The organism is Pontibacter sp. MBLB2868 (assembly GCF_051904785.1).
GTDB lineage: Bacteria > Bacteroidota > Bacteroidia > Cytophagales > Hymenobacteraceae > Pontibacter.
In genome coordinates, this window is the sequence record NZ_CP196710.1 from 4,546,673 (window position 1) to 4,561,776 (window position 15,104).

Consider the following 15,104-nt stretch of genomic DNA (forward strand, 5'->3'; position numbering starts at 1 on the left):
AGCGCTAAGGCATTCGCCGAAGCGCTTAGCGCACTTTATAAGACAAAGCTGTAAGGCATATTCATTGTATTGACATTATTATAATAATATGGCATTTGCAAAAAATAAAAAGCTAACTCAGGACTTCTCTAAAGTAACGATAAGCTTAGCTTCTCCAGAATCGATTTTGGAGCGTTCTAACGGAGAGGTAACAAAGCCTGAGACAATCAACTATAGAACCTATAAGCCTGAAATGGGTGGATTATTCTGCGAAAGAATATTCGGACCTGTAAAGGACTGGGAATGCCACTGCGGGAAGTACAAGAGAATCAGATATAAAGGTATCATCTGCGACCGTTGCGGTGTAGAAGTTACTGAGAAGAAAGTGCGCCGTGAGCGTATGGGTCACATCGAACTTGTTGTTCCTGTGGCACATATCTGGTATTTTAAATCCCTGCCAAATAAAATCGGGTATCTGTTAGGCTTACCAACAAAGAAGCTTGACCAGATTATCTATTATGAAAGATATGTAGTTATTCAGCCAGGTATACTTGCAGAAGACAGTGTGAACACACTGGACTTTCTGACAGAGGATGAGTACCTGGATATGATTGACAAGCTTCCGCGCGAAAACCAAATGTTGGATAATACTGATCCAAATAAGTTTATCGCGAAAATGGGTGCTGAAGCATTACAAATGCTGTTGGAGCGTACAAACCTGGATGATCTTTCTTACGAGCTTCGTCATGCAGCAGCGCACGAAACATCTCAGCAGCGTAAAGCGGAGGCGTTAAAGCGTCTTCGTGTTGTAGAGGCTTTCCGTGATGCTACAACAAGAATTGAAAACAGACCAGAGTGGATGATCATCCGCATGGTGCCTGTAATACCACCTGAACTACGCCCACTTGTTCCTTTGGATGGTGGTCGTTTCGCTACATCTGACTTAAATGACCTTTACAGACGCGTAATTATTCGTAACAACCGTCTGAAGCGTCTTATTGAGATCAAGGCTCCAGAAGTAATCCTGCGTAATGAGAAGCGTATGCTTCAGGAAGCAGTAGACTCTCTGTTTGACAACTCACGTAAAGTGAATGCTGTTCGGGCAGAAGGAAACCGCGCTTTGAAGTCTCTTTCTGACATGCTAAAAGGTAAGCAAGGACGTTTCCGTCAGAACTTATTAGGTAAGCGTGTAGACTACTCTGGCCGTTCGGTAATTGTGGTTGGACCTGAACTGAAGCTGCATGAGTGCGGTCTGCCAAAGAATATGGCAGCTGAACTTTTCAAGCCTTTCATCATCCGTAAGCTGATCGAAAGAGGTATTGTAAAGACTGTAAAATCAGCCAAGAAGATAGTAGACCGTAAGGACCCGGTTGTTTGGGATATCCTGGAGAACGTGCTGAAAGGCCATCCAGTGCTCCTAAACCGTGCCCCTACACTACACAGATTAGGTATCCAGGCATTCCAGCCAAAGCTAATTGAAGGAAAGGCGATACAGTTACACCCACTTGTGTGTACTGCATTCAACGCTGACTTTGACGGTGACCAGATGGCTGTGCACGTTCCGTTAGGACCTGCTGCTGTACTGGAAGCCTCTATGCTGATGCTTGCTTCGCACAATATCCTAAATCCTGCCAATGGTGCACCAATCGCTGTACCTTCTCAGGACATGGTACTTGGTTTATACTATGTATCAAAAGGAAAGCGTAGCACTGAAAATGAGAAAATTGCCGGTGAAGGAATGAGATTCTACTCTGCAGAAGAAGTAATCATTGCTATCAACGAAGGGCGACTTTCAAAGCAGGCTTATATTAAAGTAAGAACTAAAGTAAAGAATGAGCAAGGCGAACTTGTTACGAAACTGATAGAAACGGTTGCAGGCCGTGTAATATTCAACCAGTTTGTTCCGGAGGAAGTAGGTTTTGTTGATGAATTACTAACAAAGAAAAAACTTCAGCAGATCATTTCAAGAGTGTTCAAGGAGACAGGTATGGCTCGTACTGCACACTTCCTTGATGATATAAAAACACTAGGATTCCAGTCAGCTTACAAAGGTGGCCTGTCAATGGGTCTAGGTGATATAAATATCCCTGCTGAGAAAGATATACTTGTTGAGCAGGCCAAGAAAGAAGTTGATGCTGTATGGCAGAACTACTCTATGGGTCTGATCACTGATAACGAGCGTTACAACCAGGTAATTGACATCTGGACACGTATCAACAACCAGATTACTGAAACGTTGATGCGTCGTCTGGAGAATGATGACCAGGGCTTTAACTCCATCTTTATGATGATGCACTCAGGAGCCCGTGGTTCAAGGGAGCAGATTCGTCAGTTAGGTGGTATGAGAGGTCTGATGGCGAAGCCTCAGAAGTCACTTCAAGGATCAGTAGGTGAAATTATCGAAAACCCTATTCTTTCTAACTTTAAGGAAGGTCTGGATGTAATCGAGTACTTCATCTCTACACACGGTGCTCGTAAAGGTCTTGCCGATACGGCTCTTAAAACTGCCGATGCGGGTTACCTGACTCGTCGTCTAGTTGACGTGTCACAGGATGTGATTGTGAACGAAGAAGACTGCGGTACTTTACGTGGTCTGGAAGTAAGCGCTCTTAAAGATAACGAGGACATCGTTGAATCTTTGTCTGAAAGAATCTTAGGTCGTGTAACTGTACATGATGTTTATGATCCTATCTCAAATGAACTGATTGTAGAATCTGGTGATGAGATAACAGAAGAAGTAGCACGCGCTATAGAAAATACTTCAATCGAAACAGTGGAAATACGTTCAGTATTGACATGTGAATCGAAGCGAGGAATCTGTGCAAAATGCTATGGCCGTAACCTGGCAACAGGATTCATGGTGCAGAAAGGTGAAGCCGTAGGTGTAATTGCAGCACAGTCAATTGGTGAGCCAGGTACTCAGTTAACATTACGTACATTCCACGTGGGTGGTACAGCGTCTAACATCGCGGTAGATGCAACAATCGTTGCTAAGTTTGGCGGTAAAATCGAACTTGAAGATGTACGTACAATTGATACCGTAAACAACGAAGGCGATACCGTAAAAGTAGTAATGGGTCGTTCAGGTGAAGTGAAGATTATTGATCAGGCTTCAGGTAAGCTATTGATCAGTAACCACGTACCATACGGATCATTTATAACTGTAAGTGACGGACAAACTGTTGAGAAAGGTGAGAAGCTATGTAGCTGGGATCCATATAATGCAGTTATATTGTCAGAGTTTGACGGTGAGACCAGCTATGAGTCGATCATTGAAGGTGTAACTTACCGTGAGGAGTCGGATGAGCAGACAGGTTACCGTGAAAAAGTAATTGTCGATACAAAAGACAAAACGCAAAACCCTGCTATCATTGTAAATCCAAAGAATGGTGAACCGAAGGGCTACAATATACCGGTAGGTGCTCACTTAACTGTTGAGAACGGGGAGAAAATCAAAGCGGGTCAGATTCTTGCTAAGATCCCACGTGCAATTGGTAAGACACGAGACATTACAGGTGGTCTTCCGCGAGTTACCGAATTATTCGAGGCTCGTAACCCATCTAACCCGGCAGTAGTGTCTGAGATTGATGGTGTAGTTACTTACGGAAGTGTGAAGCGTGGTAACCGTGAAATCTTCATAGAATCAAAAGATGGTGTGAAGAAGAAATACATGGTGCCTCTGTCCAAGCACATACTTGTTCAGGATAATGACTTTGTTCGTGCTGGTATGCCATTATCAGATGGAGCAATCACACCTACAGACATTTTGAATATTCAGGGGCCTGGAGCTGTACAAGAGTATCTTGTAAATGAGATTCAGGAAGTATACCGACTGCAGGGTGTGAAGATCAACGACAAGCACATTGAAGTTGTTGTACGTCAGATGATGCAGAAAGTAGTAGTGGTAGATGCAGGTGATACAAGCTTCCTGGAGCATCAGGTAGTTGATAAGATCAACTTCATGGAAGAGAATGACAGAATCATCGACATGAAAGTTGTCGAGGAATCTGGCGACTCTACAAGCTTGAAACCAGGACAGATTGTTACAGCAAGAAGACTTCGTGATGAAAATTCAAGTCTGAAGCGCCGCGACATGAAATTGGTGACTGTGCGCGATGCACAACCATCAGTATCAAGACCAACGCTACAAGGTATTACTCAAGCATCTCTTGGTACGCAAAGCTTTATCTCTGCGGCGTCCTTCCAGGAAACTACCAAAGTGCTAAGTGAAGCAGCTATCAAAGGTAAAGCAGATGAGTTGCTTGGACTGAAAGAAAACGTGATTGTAGGACACTTAATTCCAGCCGGTACAGGTCTGAGAGAGTATCAGAAAATGATCGTTGGAAATCAGGAAGAGTACGATTCATTGGTTGAATCTAAAAAAGCAACTTCTAAATCCAAGCAACAAGAATTACAAAACAGATAAGGTATGGCGGAGGATCTGCAAAAGCAAAATCAAATAAACATTGAGCTGTCTGAAGAAATTGCTGAAGGAGAGTATGCGAATTTAGCGATGATCGCACATTCAAGTAGTGAGTTTGTGATTGACTTTATAAGATTGATGCCAGGAGTGCCTAAAGCAAAAGTGAAATCAAGAATTGTTATTACCCCAGAGCATGCTAAAAGACTTTTGGCTGCTCTGGCGGATAATATCAATAAATTTGAGGCAAGTTTTGGAGAAATAAAGCAGTCCCAGGATGCCCCATCTTTCCCGATGAACTTCGGAGGAACGGTGGGAGAGGCCTAAGGTGCTAATAATTAATGAATTAAAATTTTGAATTTGCAAAGCTTATTTCATACCTTTGCAGACCAAATTTTAGAGTGGAAAAATCTATAATTAACAGATTGTAAATGCCTACTATACAGCAATTAGTAAGAAAAGGAAGAGAGAAGTTAACTTCAAAGTCAAAGTCTCCTGCCTTAGATTCATGCCCACAGCGACGTGGTGTTTGTACTAGAGTATATACAACTACGCCAAAGAAGCCGAATTCGGCTATGCGTAAAGTGGCTAGGGTAAGACTCACAAACGGAAAAGAAGTAAACGCCTATATTCCAGGTGAAGGACACAACCTACAGGAGCACTCAATTGTGCTTATCAGAGGTGGTAGAGTAAAAGACCTTCCAGGAGTACGTTACCACATAGTACGTGGTGCCCTGGATACTGCAGGTGTAAGCGGACGTCTGCAAAGCCGTTCGAAGTATGGTGCTAAGAGACCAAAACCAGGTCAGGCTCCAGCTGCTGCAGGTAAAGGTGGTAAGAAAAAGTAATTCATAGAGTTATAATACAATGAGAAAAGCAAAGCCTAAAAGTAGAATTCTCCTTCCAGATCCAAAATACAAAGAAACGTTAGTAACACGTTTTGTGAACTACATGATGGTAGATGGCAAAAAAAGTGTTGCCTACGGAATCTTTTATGATGCTGTAGATCTAGTAGAGCAAAAAACAAAAGAAAACGGACTTGAAACCTGGAAGAAGGCATTGAATAACATCATGCCAAGCGTAGAGGTGAAAAGCCGTAGAGTAGGAGGAGCTACATTCCAAGTGCCGACTGAGGTTCGTCCAGACCGCAGAGTATCTCTAGGTATTAAGTGGATGATTTCTTACTCTCGCAAGAGAGGTGAGAAGACAATGAAAGACAGATTAGCTGGTGAGATAATCGCGGCTGCTAAAGGTGAAGGTGCTGCCGTTAAGAAAAAAGACGACACGCACAGAATGGCCGAAGCAAACAAAGCATTCTCACACTTTAGATTCTAGTAATGGCAAGAGACTTAAAATACACAAGAAATATTGGTATTGCTGCGCATATTGATGCGGGTAAGACCACTACGACTGAACGTATTCTTTATTATGCTGGTGTAAGCCACAAAATTGGTGAAGTTCATGATGGTGCTGCCACAATGGACTGGATGGAGCAGGAGCAGGAGCGTGGTATCACTATTACTTCAGCTGCTACAACTGTTACTTGGCCATACAGAGGCGACGATTACCATATTAACATTATTGATACTCCAGGTCACGTTGACTTTACAGTAGAAGTAAACAGATCACTTCGTGTATTGGATGGACTAGTATTCCTATTCAGTGCAGTAGACGGAGTGGAGCCTCAATCTGAAACAAACTGGCGCTTAGCAGATAACTACAAAGTTGCCCGTATCGGTTTCGTTAACAAAATGGATAGATCCGGTGCCGATTTCCTTGCTGTTTGTAAGCAAGTGAAAGAGATGCTGGGAAGCAACGCTGTAGCACTTCAGTTACCTATTGGTGCTGAAGATAACTTCAGAGGTGTTGTTGACCTTGTAAACTTCCGAGGCATTGAGTGGAATGACGAAGATAAAGGTATGACCTTTACTGAAGTTCCAATTCCTGCTGATATGCTGGAAGAAGCGGAAGAGTACAGAGAGAAGCTTTTAGAAGCAGTAGCTGAATACGATGAGTCATTAATGGAGAAATACTTCGAAGATCCATCTTCAATTACTGAAGATGAAATCATCGCAGCTCTTCGTGCAGCAACTATTGACATGGCCATCGTTCCGATGTTGTGTGGTTCTTCATTCAAGAACAAAGGTGTACAAACAATGCTTGATTATGTGATGGCTCTTTGCCCGTCACCTATGGATAAGGAAAGCATCAAAGGTACAAACCCAGACACAGGTGAGGAAATATCTCGTAAGCCAAGCGAAAGCGAGCCGTTTGCTGGTTTGGCTTTCAAAATTGCTACAGACCCTTATGTTGGTCGCCTTTGCTTCGTAAGAGCATATTCAGGTGTATTGGAGTCAGGTTCTTATGTGTTTAACACACGTTCAAACAACAAAGAGCGTATCTCTCGTATTTTCCAGATGCATGCTAACAAGCAGAACCAAATCGAAAGATTAGGTGCTGGTGACATCGGAGCGGTAGTTGGTTTCAAGGATATCAAAACAGGAGACACACTTTGTGATCAAAGTGCGAAGATCGTTTTAGAATCAATGGACTTCCCTGAGCCGGTAATTGGTTATGCAATTGAGCCTAAATCTCAGGCTGACTCAGATAAGATGGGTATGGCAATCGCTAAACTTATCGAAGAAGATCCAACCCTACAAGTTAACACTGACGAAGAAACTGGTCAGACAATTCTTCGTGGTATGGGTGAACTTCACCTGGAGATCATTATTGATCGTATGAAGCGTGAGTTCAAAGTTGAACTGAATCAGGGTGCACCTCAGGTAGCTTACAAAGAAACAATCACAAAATCTGTTGAGCATAGAGAAGTGTTCAAGAAGCAGTCTGGTGGTCGTGGTAAGTTTGCCGACATCGTATTTGAGATGGGCCCACGTGAGGATGGAAAACAAGGACTTGAATTCGTGAATGGTATTGTTGGTGGTGTTATTCCAAAAGAATTTATCCCAGCTGTACAGAAAGGTTTCGAGGAAGCGATGAAAAACGGTATTCTTGCCGGTTTCCCAATAGACTCCATGAAAGTGCGTTTATTCCATGGTTCATTCCACGATGTAGACTCTGACTCACTTTCTTTTGAATTGGCTGCTCGTCAAGGTTTCAAAGAAGCAGGTAAGCAGTGTGCTCCTAAGCTACTTGAGCCAATCATGGCAGTTGACGTTGTTACTCCGGATGAGTATACAGGACCTGTGACAGGTGACTTGAACAGAAGAAGAGGTATCATGAAAGGTATGGATACGAAAGGAACTGCGACAGTAGTGAAAGCTGACGTTCCACTATCTGAACTGTTTGGTTATGTAACCGATCTTCGTACCATTACTTCTGGTAGAGCAACTGCCTCTTTGACTTTCTCTCATTATGAGCAAGTACCACAAAACCTGGCAGACGGCATCATTGCTAAAGTAAAAGGAACAGCAGCTAAATAATCTAGTAAAGAAATGAATCAGAAAATAAGAATAAAGCTTAAGTCTTACGATCACAACTTGGTTGACAAATCATCTGAGAAAATTGTGAAAGCTGTTAAAGCAACAGGTGCAATCGTAAGCGGACCAATTCCTCTTCCAACAGAGAAGGATAAATTCACAGTTCTTCGTTCACCACACGTAAACAAGAAATCACGTGAGCAGTTCCAGCTTTGTACATACAAGAGACTAGTAGATATTTATTCAACTAGTTCAAAAACAGTAGATGCCCTAATGAAGCTTGAGCTTCCGAGTGGCGTTGATGTTGAGATCAAAGTTTGATAAACAGCCTTTAAAATAAAAAAGGAGAGCCCATAAAGCTCTCCTTTTTTATTTTAAAGGCTGATAATAAATAATTTAGAAAAGGTTTGTTATAGCAAGAGAAAAATTGTTAACTTTGCACTCCCTTAGCAAAACTGAGGGGCAATATAATATTGTATCCATCTTTTTAAAATCAAGTTGAATGCCTGGAATTATCGGTAAAAAAATCGGAATGACAAGCCTCTTCACTGCAGATGGTAAATACACACCAGTTACGCTTATTCAAGCAGGTCCGTGTGTAGTTACTCAAGTGAAGACAGTCGAGACTGATGGCTATGAAGCTGTACAGCTTGGCTATGGCGAGAAGAAGCTTAAAAGAGTAACTAAGGCGGAAGCAGGTCACTACAAAAAAGCTAATACTGCTCCTAAGAAGAGAGTTGCTGAGTTTGACGTTGAAGGTTCGTCCTTTAACCTTGGAGACACAGTAGATGTGAATCTTTTCTTAGAAGGAGAGTTTGTTGATGTAGTTGGTACATCAAAAGGTAAAGGTTTTCAGGGTGTTGTAAAGCGTCACAACTTTGCAGGTGTTGGTGGCCAAACGCACGGTCAGCATAACCGCGCAAGACACCCAGGTTCAATCGGTGCATGTTCTTGGCCATCAAGAGTATTCAAAGGAATGCGTATGGCTGGTAGAATGGGCGGCAACAGAGTTAAGATCCAAAACTTAACAGTTGTTCGTGTTATCGCAGATAAAAACCTGTTAGTAGTTAGTGGCTCAGTACCAGGTGCCAAAAATTCTTACGTGTTAATTGAGAAGTAAAATGGAGCTTTCTGTATTAAATATTAAAGGTGAAGATACGGGCAGAAAGGTGACGCTTTCTGATGCGATCTTTGGTGTTGAGCCAAATGAGCACGCAATGTATCTTGACGTTAAGCAGTACCTGGCGAATCAGAGACAGGGTACACACAAGTCAAAGGAGCGTGCTGAAGTAGCTGGCTCAACAAAGAAAATTAAGAAGCAAAAAGGTACAGGTGGAGCCCGTGCAGGTAGCTTAAAGTCTCCTGTGTTCATCGGTGGTGGTCGTGTATTCGGTCCTAAGCCAAGAAACTACAGCTTCAAGTTAAATAAGAAACTAAAGGAGGTAGCTCGTTTATCAGCTCTGTCTCTTTTGGCACGTGATAATAAAGTAGCCTTAGTTGAGTCATTTACTTTTGATGCTCCTAAGACAAAAGAATTTATCTCGATATTAAGTAACCTGAATTCAACTGGTAAAACTTTGTTAGTTGTTCCAGCTGTTGATAAGAATGTTGTGCTTTCAGGCAGAAACCTTAAAAAGGTTAAAGTTTCTACTGCAAGTGACGTGAACACTTATGATCTGCTGAACACTGAGAAGCTTCTTTTAGTTGAAGATTCAGTTAAAGTATTAGAAAACCTCTTTAGCGCACAATAATGAACGTTCTGAAAAGACCACTAATCACAGAGAAGTACGCTGCCATGAACGAGGTTGGTAAATATGCTTTTGAGGTTGATAAAAAAGCCAATAAAGTTGAGATCAAGAAGGCAGTAGAAAAGATGTATGGAGTTACTGTTGAAAAAGTAGCTACCATGAGATCACTTGGTAAAGTGAAGACTAAATATACAAAGTCTGGAGCTGTAAGTGGCCGTACGTCTTTGATAAAGAAAGCAATCATCACCGTGAAGGATGGTGAAGTAATAGACTTTTACAGCGGCATATAATTAAGTAGAAATGGCTTTAAAAAAGTTAAGACCAACAACACCAGGTCAAAGATTTAGAGTAGCTCCTGCTTTTGATGAAATAACATCATCTACTCCGGAAAAATCTTTGTTGGCACCAATCACAAAATCTGGTGGACGCAATAACTCAGGTAAAATGACAATGCGCTACATGGGTGGCGGTCATAAAAGAAAATACCGAGTTATAGATTTCAAGCGTAACAAGCATGGTATACCAGCAACTGTTAAATCGATAGAATACGATCCAAACAGAACTGCACGTATCGCATTGCTTTACTACGCAGATGGAGAGAAGAGTTATATCATTGCTCCAGCAGGACTACAAGTAGGTACAGAGATCACCTCTGGCCCTGGAATAGCACCGGAAGTTGGCAACAGCTTACCTTTATCTGATATTCCTCTAGGTACAATCATTCACAACATTGAGCTTCAGCCAGGAAATGGTGGAACACTTGCACGTAGTGCAGGTTCTTATGCTCAGCTTGTTGCACGTGAAGGTAGATACGCAACTATCAAATTGCCTTCAGGTGAATTAAGAATGGTACTAGTTAACTGCTTTGCTACAGTAGGAACAGTTTCTAATTCTGACCATATGAACGTTAAGCTTGGAAAAGCAGGACGTAACAGATGGTTAGGTAGACGTCCTCGTGTACGTGGTGTTGCGATGAACCCAGTCGATCACCCTATGGGTGGTGGTGAAGGTAAATCTTCAGGTGGTCACCCACGCTCACGTAAAGGCTTAATTGCAAAAGGTTATAAGACCAGAAACAAGAATAAGTATTCTGAAAAGCTTATAGTTAACAGAGGAAAGAAAAAATAAATGGCTAGATCATTAAAAAAAGGGCCTTATATTGACTATAGGCTCCAGAATAAAGTCGATGTAATGAACGAGTCTGGTAAGAAAACAGTTATCAAGACTTGGTCACGCAGATCCATGATTTCTCCGGAATTCGTAGGTCATACATTCGCAGTTCACAATGGTAATAAGTTCATTCCGGTTTATGTTACTGAAAACATGGTAGGTCATAAACTAGGTGAATTTGCTCCAACAAGGAACTTTAGAGGTCACATCGCTAAAAAAGATAAAGGTAAGCGTTAATCATGGAAGCAGTAGCAAGATTAAATAATGTGCCTACTTCTCCTCGTAAAATGAGATTAGTAGCTGGCTTGATCCGCGGTAAAAGCGTTTCAAGAGCCCTAGGTTTACTTAAGTTTGAACCTAATGCTGGTGCAGCAAGAATTGAGAAGCTCCTTTTATCTGCGTTGTCTAACTGGCAGCAGAATAACGAAGATGCTCGAGTTGAGGATGCGAATCTATTCATCAAAGAGATCTTTGTAAATGAAGGAAAAATGCTTAAGCGTCTTCGTCCGGCTCCTCAGGGCCGCGGATACCGCATCAGGAAAAGATCAAACCATGTTACTCTAGTAATAGATAGCATGACTGAAGAGCAACTAGAGCAGCAATCAAAGAAATCTAAAAAAGCCAACAAGTAAGAAATGGGACAGAAAGTAAATCCAATTGGTTTTCGCCTCGGTATCGTTAAAGGTTGGGATTCTAACTGGTATGGCGGCAAAGATTTTGCTGAGAAGCTGATCGAGGATGAGAAAATCAGAAAATATATTTTAGCGCGTATTCCTAAAGGCGGAATTTCTAAAATAATAATCGAGAGAACGCTAAAGCGCATCACTATCACAGTTAACACTGCCCGTCCGGGTGTTGTTATTGGTAAAGGTGGTCAGGAAGTAGATAAGATCAAGGAGGAGTTAAAGAAGCTTACAAACAAAGATGTTCAGATTAACATTTTTGAAATTAAGCGTCCAGAACTTGATGCAAAACTTGTAGGCGAGTCTATCGCTCAGCAGCTACAAGCTCGTATCTCTTTCCGCCGTGCCATGAAGCAAGCAATTGCTTCTGCTTTAAGAGTAGGAGCAGAAGGTATCAAAGTTCAGGTTTCAGGCCGTCTAGGTGGTGCTGAAATGGCAAGAACTGAGCATTACAAAGAGGGTAGAACTCCTCTTCATACATTACGTGCTGATATCGACTATGCACTTTCTGAAGCACAAACTGTGTATGGTAAACTAGGTATCAAAGTATGGATCTTTAAAGGCGAAGTTTATGGCAAAAAAGATCTTACTCCTAATGCTGGATTAGAAAGCAAAGGACCTGGTTCATCTTCTGGTGATAGACGTGGTGGACGCAAGAAAGCTGAGGGAGCACCTAAGCGTAAGCGTCGTCAATAAGTGTTCGATAACATTATTAAGTATTAGAAAATGTTACAGCCTAAAAGGACAAAATATAGAAAAATGCAAAAAGGCCGCGTGAAAGGTCTGGCTCATAGAGGCAGTACTATTTCATTTGGTTCATTTGCGATCAAATCGCTTGAAGCATCTTGGATCACAAGCCGCCAGATTGAGGCCGCTCGTATCGCGATGACAAGAGCAATGAAACGTGAGGGTCAGGTTTGGATCCGTATCTTCCCAGATAAACCTATTACCAAAAAGCCAGCAGAAGTGCGTATGGGTAAAGGTAAAGGTTCCCCAGAGTATTGGGTAGCAGTTGTTAAGCCAGGTACAATCATGTTTGAATCTGATGGTGTACCTATGGAGGTAGCAAAAGAGTCATTGAGACTAGCTGCTCAGAAGCTTCCAGTTAAAACAAAATTTGTAGTACGTAGAGATTACGTTGAGAAATAGTATATGAAAAATTCAGAGATAACAGCTTTATCTTTAGAGGAATTAAAAGAGAAGCTTAACACTGAGCGCTCCAACATGCAGAACATTCGTTTTGCACATGCTATATCTCCGTTGGAGAACCCGATGAAGATACGTGAGACTAAGCGCACCATCGCTCGTCTTAATACAGAGATCCGTCGTCGTGAAATTGAAGCTAACTCTTAATACTTATTAGATCATGAACGAGAGAAATCTTAGAAAAGAAAGAAGTGGTAAGGTTGTTAGCAACAAGATGGACAAATCTATCACTGTATTAGTGGAGAGCAGAATGAAACACCCAATGTATGGTAAGTTTCTAAGCAAGTCCACTAAATTTATGGCACACGACGAGAAAAATGAGTGTAACATAGGCGACTATGTTAAGATCCAGGAAACTCGTCCGTTGAGCAAAAATAAAAACTGGCGTTTAGTAGAAATCATAGAAAGGGCGAAGTAAAATGATACAGCAGGAATCAAGACTTACTGTTGCGGATAACAGTGGTGCCAAAGAGGTACTATGTATCCGTGTGTTAGGAGGTACTGGTAAGAAGTACGCCTCTATCGGTGATAGAATAGTTGTAACTGTTAAATCAGCTCTTTCTTCTGGTAATGTTAAAAAAGGTACTGTTTCTAAAGCAGTAATAGTAAGAACTAAGAAAGAGGTAAGAAGAAAAGACGGATCATACATCAGATTTGATGATAATGCCGCTGTTCTTCTGAACGCAAACAACGAACCGCGTGGTACTCGTATTTTCGGTCCGGTTGCACGTGAACTTCGTGAAAAGCAATTCATGAAAATTGTTTCGTTAGCACCTGAAGTTCTATAAACCCTAATTCAGATTAAGATGAATAAGAAAAAACTTCATGTAAAAACTGGCGATACAGTTAAAGTTATAGCCGGTGACGAGCGCGGTAAAACTGGCCGTGTGATCGCTGTTAATCTAGACAAGCAGAGAGTAACAATCGAAGGATTAAATATGGTAACTAAGCATTCTAAGCCTAGTGCTGCCAATCCTCAGGGAGGAATCTCTAAAGTTGAAGCTCCAATGCACGCTAGTAATGTTGCCTTAGCAAACGCAAAAGGTGAAACATTCAAAGCTGGAAGCAGAAAGAACAGCGAAGGAAAAACAGAGCGTTACTCTAAAAAAACAGGAGAAGTAATCTAACATGGCTACTACAAGATTAAAAGAGAAATATCAGAATGAGGTAGTGCCTGCCCTGAAAGAGAAGTTCCAATATAAGAACGTGATGCAGGTGCCTAAACTCACCAAAATCTCTATCAATAAGGGTATTGGTGCTGCTGTAGCTGATAAAAAACTAGTTGATATCGGTGTTGATGAATTGTCAACCATCACTGGTCAAAAAGCTGTTGCAACAATCGCGAAGAAGTCTGTATCAAACTTCAAGCTTCGTGAAGGTATGCCAATCGGTGCAAAAGTTACTTTAAGAGGTGAAAAGATGTATGAATTCTTGGACCGTCTTTTAACTATTGCTTTACCACGTGTACGTGACTTCAGAGGCGTGAATGACAAAGGTTTTGATGGCCGTGGTAACTATACCTTAGGTATCAAAGAGCAAATCATCTTCCCGGAGATCAGCATTGACAAAATTAAGGCCATTACTGGAATGGACATTACTTTTGTGACTACAGCTAATACTGACGAAGAGAGCTATGAGTTGCTAAAAGCATTCGGTATGCCTTTCACAAACATCAAGAAATAAAAAGACATGGCTAAGGAAGCAGTAAAAGCTAGAGAGCTGAAAAGACAGAAATTAGTAGCAAAGTATGCTGCTAAAAGAGCTGAATTGAAAGCTAATGGTGATTATGATGCGCTGGATAAACTTCCACGTAACGCATCACCTGTTAGATTACACAACCGTTGCAAGTTATCAGGACGTCCAAGAGGTTATATGAGAAAGTTCGGTATTTCTCGTGTAGTTTTCAGAGAACTTGCTGTAATGGGTAAAATTCCTGGTGTAACAAAGTCGAGCTGGTAAAATTTTCTTACGATAGTGAGAAAGTAAAGAAGATATTCGTATCTTTGCCGCTCGCTTAGAGTAAGCATTCATTATTTAAGTGATTCGTAATGAACTCAGATCCAATAGCAGATTATTTAACTAGAGTGCGTAATGCCATCAAGGCAAACCACAGAATAGTTGAAATACCATCTAGCAAGATTAAAAAAGAGATAACAAAAGTATTGTACGATAAAGGGTATATTCAAAGCTACAAGTTTGAAGACTCTGCTGTACAAGGTACTATCAAGATCGCTCTGAAGTACAACCCTAACACTAAGCAATCTGCTATTGTGAAATTAGAGAGGGTAAGTAAGCCAGGGCTTCGCAAATACGCTGGAAGTGAAGCGTTACCAAGAGTTCTTAATGGACTTGGTGTAGCTATTTTGTCTACTTCTAAAGGCGTAATGACAGAGAAAGAAGCCAGGTCACTTAATATAGGTGGCGAGGTATTATGTTACGTTTATTAATAGGAGGATAGACA

The 15,104-nt window shown here is 41.5% G+C and carries 21 protein-coding genes; all 21 read left to right on the plus strand.

The window, feature by feature from the left end; translation table 11 throughout:
* Positions 1-88: 88 nt before the first annotated feature.
* Positions 89-4,405, plus strand: a complete 4,317-nt coding sequence (rpoC, locus tag ACSX1A_RS19550; protein ID WP_439881319.1) for a DNA-directed RNA polymerase subunit beta' — start codon at positions 89-91, stop codon at positions 4,403-4,405.
* A gap of 3 nt (positions 4,406-4,408) precedes the next feature.
* Positions 4,409-4,726: a DUF3467 domain-containing protein gene (locus ACSX1A_RS19555; RefSeq protein WP_439881320.1), complete on the plus strand. Its 318-nt coding sequence runs from the start codon at positions 4,409-4,411 to the stop codon at positions 4,724-4,726.
* Positions 4,727-4,830: 104 nt separating this feature from the next.
* Positions 4,831-5,247: a 30S ribosomal protein S12 gene (gene rpsL / locus ACSX1A_RS19560; protein ID WP_219875622.1), complete on the plus strand. Its 417-nt coding sequence runs from the start codon at positions 4,831-4,833 to the stop codon at positions 5,245-5,247.
* Positions 5,248-5,266: 19 nt separating this feature from the next.
* Positions 5,267-5,734, plus strand: coding sequence for a 30S ribosomal protein S7 (gene rpsG, locus ACSX1A_RS19565; protein ID WP_439881321.1), 468 nt, complete (start codon positions 5,267-5,269; stop codon positions 5,732-5,734).
* Positions 5,735-5,736: 2 nt separating this feature from the next.
* Positions 5,737-7,839, plus strand: coding sequence for an elongation factor G (gene fusA / locus ACSX1A_RS19570; RefSeq protein WP_439881322.1), 2,103 nt, complete (start codon positions 5,737-5,739; stop codon positions 7,837-7,839).
* A gap of 12 nt (positions 7,840-7,851) precedes the next feature.
* Positions 7,852-8,157, plus strand: coding sequence for a 30S ribosomal protein S10 (gene rpsJ / locus ACSX1A_RS19575; RefSeq protein WP_007654312.1), 306 nt, complete (start codon positions 7,852-7,854; stop codon positions 8,155-8,157).
* Between the two features lie 181 nt (positions 8,158-8,338).
* Positions 8,339-8,956 (plus strand): 50S ribosomal protein L3, encoded by a 618-nt coding sequence (gene rplC / locus ACSX1A_RS19580; RefSeq protein ID WP_439881323.1) that lies wholly within the window; start codon positions 8,339-8,341, stop codon positions 8,954-8,956.
* Between the two features lies 1 nt (position 8,957).
* Positions 8,958-9,587, plus strand: a complete 630-nt coding sequence (rplD, locus tag ACSX1A_RS19585; RefSeq protein WP_439881324.1) for a 50S ribosomal protein L4 — start codon at positions 8,958-8,960, stop codon at positions 9,585-9,587.
* Positions 9,587-9,874: a 50S ribosomal protein L23 gene (gene rplW / locus ACSX1A_RS19590; protein ID WP_439881325.1), complete on the plus strand. Its 288-nt coding sequence runs from the start codon at positions 9,587-9,589 to the stop codon at positions 9,872-9,874. Before rplD ends, rplW begins: the two co-directional genes overlap by 1 nt.
* A gap of 10 nt (positions 9,875-9,884) precedes the next feature.
* Positions 9,885-10,712 carry a 50S ribosomal protein L2 gene (gene rplB / locus ACSX1A_RS19595; protein ID WP_439881326.1) on the plus strand — a complete coding sequence of 276 codons (828 nt, stop codon included), beginning with the start codon at positions 9,885-9,887 and terminating at the stop codon, positions 10,710-10,712.
* A complete protein-coding gene (gene rpsS / locus ACSX1A_RS19600) occupies positions 10,713-10,991 on the plus strand; it encodes a 30S ribosomal protein S19 (RefSeq protein WP_377503314.1) in 279 nt (92 codons plus the stop codon).
* A gap of 2 nt (positions 10,992-10,993) precedes the next feature.
* A complete protein-coding gene (rplV, locus tag ACSX1A_RS19605; RefSeq protein ID WP_439881327.1) occupies positions 10,994-11,386 on the plus strand; it encodes a 50S ribosomal protein L22 in 393 nt (130 codons plus the stop codon).
* 3 nt (positions 11,387-11,389) lie between these two features.
* On the plus strand, positions 11,390-12,133 hold the full coding sequence (gene rpsC, locus ACSX1A_RS19610; RefSeq protein ID WP_439881328.1) for a 30S ribosomal protein S3: 744 nt from the start codon (positions 11,390-11,392) through the stop codon (positions 12,131-12,133).
* Positions 12,134-12,163: 30 nt separating this feature from the next.
* A complete protein-coding gene (gene rplP, locus ACSX1A_RS19615; protein WP_377503311.1) occupies positions 12,164-12,586 on the plus strand; it encodes a 50S ribosomal protein L16 in 423 nt (140 codons plus the stop codon).
* 3 nt (positions 12,587-12,589) lie between these two features.
* The gene (rpmC, locus tag ACSX1A_RS19620; protein WP_439881329.1) at positions 12,590-12,790 is read left to right on the plus strand and encodes a 50S ribosomal protein L29; all 201 of its coding nucleotides are present in this window, start codon (positions 12,590-12,592) and stop codon (positions 12,788-12,790) included.
* Positions 12,791-12,803: 13 nt separating this feature from the next.
* Positions 12,804-13,061: a 30S ribosomal protein S17 gene (gene rpsQ, locus ACSX1A_RS19625; protein ID WP_439881330.1), complete on the plus strand. Its 258-nt coding sequence runs from the start codon at positions 12,804-12,806 to the stop codon at positions 13,059-13,061.
* Between the two features lies 1 nt (position 13,062).
* A complete protein-coding gene (rplN, locus tag ACSX1A_RS19630; RefSeq protein WP_147920494.1) occupies positions 13,063-13,431 on the plus strand; it encodes a 50S ribosomal protein L14 in 369 nt (122 codons plus the stop codon).
* Between the two features lie 18 nt (positions 13,432-13,449).
* The gene (rplX, locus tag ACSX1A_RS19635; RefSeq protein ID WP_439881331.1) at positions 13,450-13,770 is read left to right on the plus strand and encodes a 50S ribosomal protein L24; all 321 of its coding nucleotides are present in this window, start codon (positions 13,450-13,452) and stop codon (positions 13,768-13,770) included.
* A 1-nt stretch (position 13,771) separates the two neighbouring features.
* The gene (gene rplE, locus ACSX1A_RS19640; RefSeq protein ID WP_439881332.1) at positions 13,772-14,326 is read left to right on the plus strand and encodes a 50S ribosomal protein L5; all 555 of its coding nucleotides are present in this window, start codon (positions 13,772-13,774) and stop codon (positions 14,324-14,326) included.
* Positions 14,327-14,332: 6 nt separating this feature from the next.
* Positions 14,333-14,602 carry a 30S ribosomal protein S14 gene (gene rpsN / locus ACSX1A_RS19645; protein WP_377503306.1) on the plus strand — a complete coding sequence of 90 codons (270 nt, stop codon included), beginning with the start codon at positions 14,333-14,335 and terminating at the stop codon, positions 14,600-14,602.
* A gap of 89 nt (positions 14,603-14,691) precedes the next feature.
* Positions 14,692-15,090: a 30S ribosomal protein S8 gene (gene rpsH / locus ACSX1A_RS19650; RefSeq protein ID WP_439881333.1), complete on the plus strand. Its 399-nt coding sequence runs from the start codon at positions 14,692-14,694 to the stop codon at positions 15,088-15,090.
* Positions 15,091-15,104 lie beyond the last annotated feature (14 nt).

Excerpts from the sequence above, each read along its gene's own strand:
- rpsJ (WP_007654312.1), top strand. The coding sequence starts at position 7,852 with ATGAATCAGAAAATAAGAATAAAGCTTAAGTCTTACGATCACAACTTG.
- rpsS (WP_377503314.1), top strand. The coding sequence starts at position 10,713 with ATGGCTAGATCATTAAAAAAAGGGCCTTATATTGACTATAGGCTCCAG.
- rpsQ (WP_439881330.1), top strand. The coding sequence starts at position 12,804 with ATGAACGAGAGAAATCTTAGAAAAGAAAGAAGTGGTAAGGTTGTTAGC.
- rplD (WP_439881324.1), top strand. The coding sequence starts at position 8,958 with ATGGAGCTTTCTGTATTAAATATTAAAGGTGAAGATACGGGCAGAAAG.
- rpsC (WP_439881328.1), top strand. The coding sequence starts at position 11,390 with ATGGGACAGAAAGTAAATCCAATTGGTTTTCGCCTCGGTATCGTTAAA.
- rpsH (WP_439881333.1), top strand. The coding sequence starts at position 14,692 with ATGAACTCAGATCCAATAGCAGATTATTTAACTAGAGTGCGTAATGCC.
- rplV (WP_439881327.1), top strand. The coding sequence starts at position 10,994 with ATGGAAGCAGTAGCAAGATTAAATAATGTGCCTACTTCTCCTCGTAAA.
- rplW (WP_439881325.1), top strand. The coding sequence starts at position 9,587 with ATGAACGTTCTGAAAAGACCACTAATCACAGAGAAGTACGCTGCCATG.
- rplE (WP_439881332.1), top strand. The coding sequence starts at position 13,772 with ATGGCTACTACAAGATTAAAAGAGAAATATCAGAATGAGGTAGTGCCT.
- rplC (WP_439881323.1), top strand. The coding sequence starts at position 8,339 with ATGCCTGGAATTATCGGTAAAAAAATCGGAATGACAAGCCTCTTCACT.
- rpsN (WP_377503306.1), top strand. The coding sequence starts at position 14,333 with ATGGCTAAGGAAGCAGTAAAAGCTAGAGAGCTGAAAAGACAGAAATTA.
- rplB (WP_439881326.1), top strand. The coding sequence starts at position 9,885 with ATGGCTTTAAAAAAGTTAAGACCAACAACACCAGGTCAAAGATTTAGA.
- rpsG (WP_439881321.1), top strand. The coding sequence starts at position 5,267 with ATGAGAAAAGCAAAGCCTAAAAGTAGAATTCTCCTTCCAGATCCAAAA.
- rplX (WP_439881331.1), top strand. The coding sequence starts at position 13,450 with ATGAATAAGAAAAAACTTCATGTAAAAACTGGCGATACAGTTAAAGTT.
- ACSX1A_RS19555 (WP_439881320.1), top strand. The coding sequence starts at position 4,409 with ATGGCGGAGGATCTGCAAAAGCAAAATCAAATAAACATTGAGCTGTCT.
- rpoC (WP_439881319.1), top strand. The coding sequence starts at position 89 with ATGGCATTTGCAAAAAATAAAAAGCTAACTCAGGACTTCTCTAAAGTA.
- rpsL (WP_219875622.1), top strand. The coding sequence starts at position 4,831 with ATGCCTACTATACAGCAATTAGTAAGAAAAGGAAGAGAGAAGTTAACT.
- rpmC (WP_439881329.1), top strand. The coding sequence starts at position 12,590 with ATGAAAAATTCAGAGATAACAGCTTTATCTTTAGAGGAATTAAAAGAG.
- rplP (WP_377503311.1), top strand. The coding sequence starts at position 12,164 with ATGTTACAGCCTAAAAGGACAAAATATAGAAAAATGCAAAAAGGCCGC.
- rplN (WP_147920494.1), top strand. The coding sequence starts at position 13,063 with ATGATACAGCAGGAATCAAGACTTACTGTTGCGGATAACAGTGGTGCC.
- fusA (WP_439881322.1), top strand. The coding sequence starts at position 5,737 with ATGGCAAGAGACTTAAAATACACAAGAAATATTGGTATTGCTGCGCAT.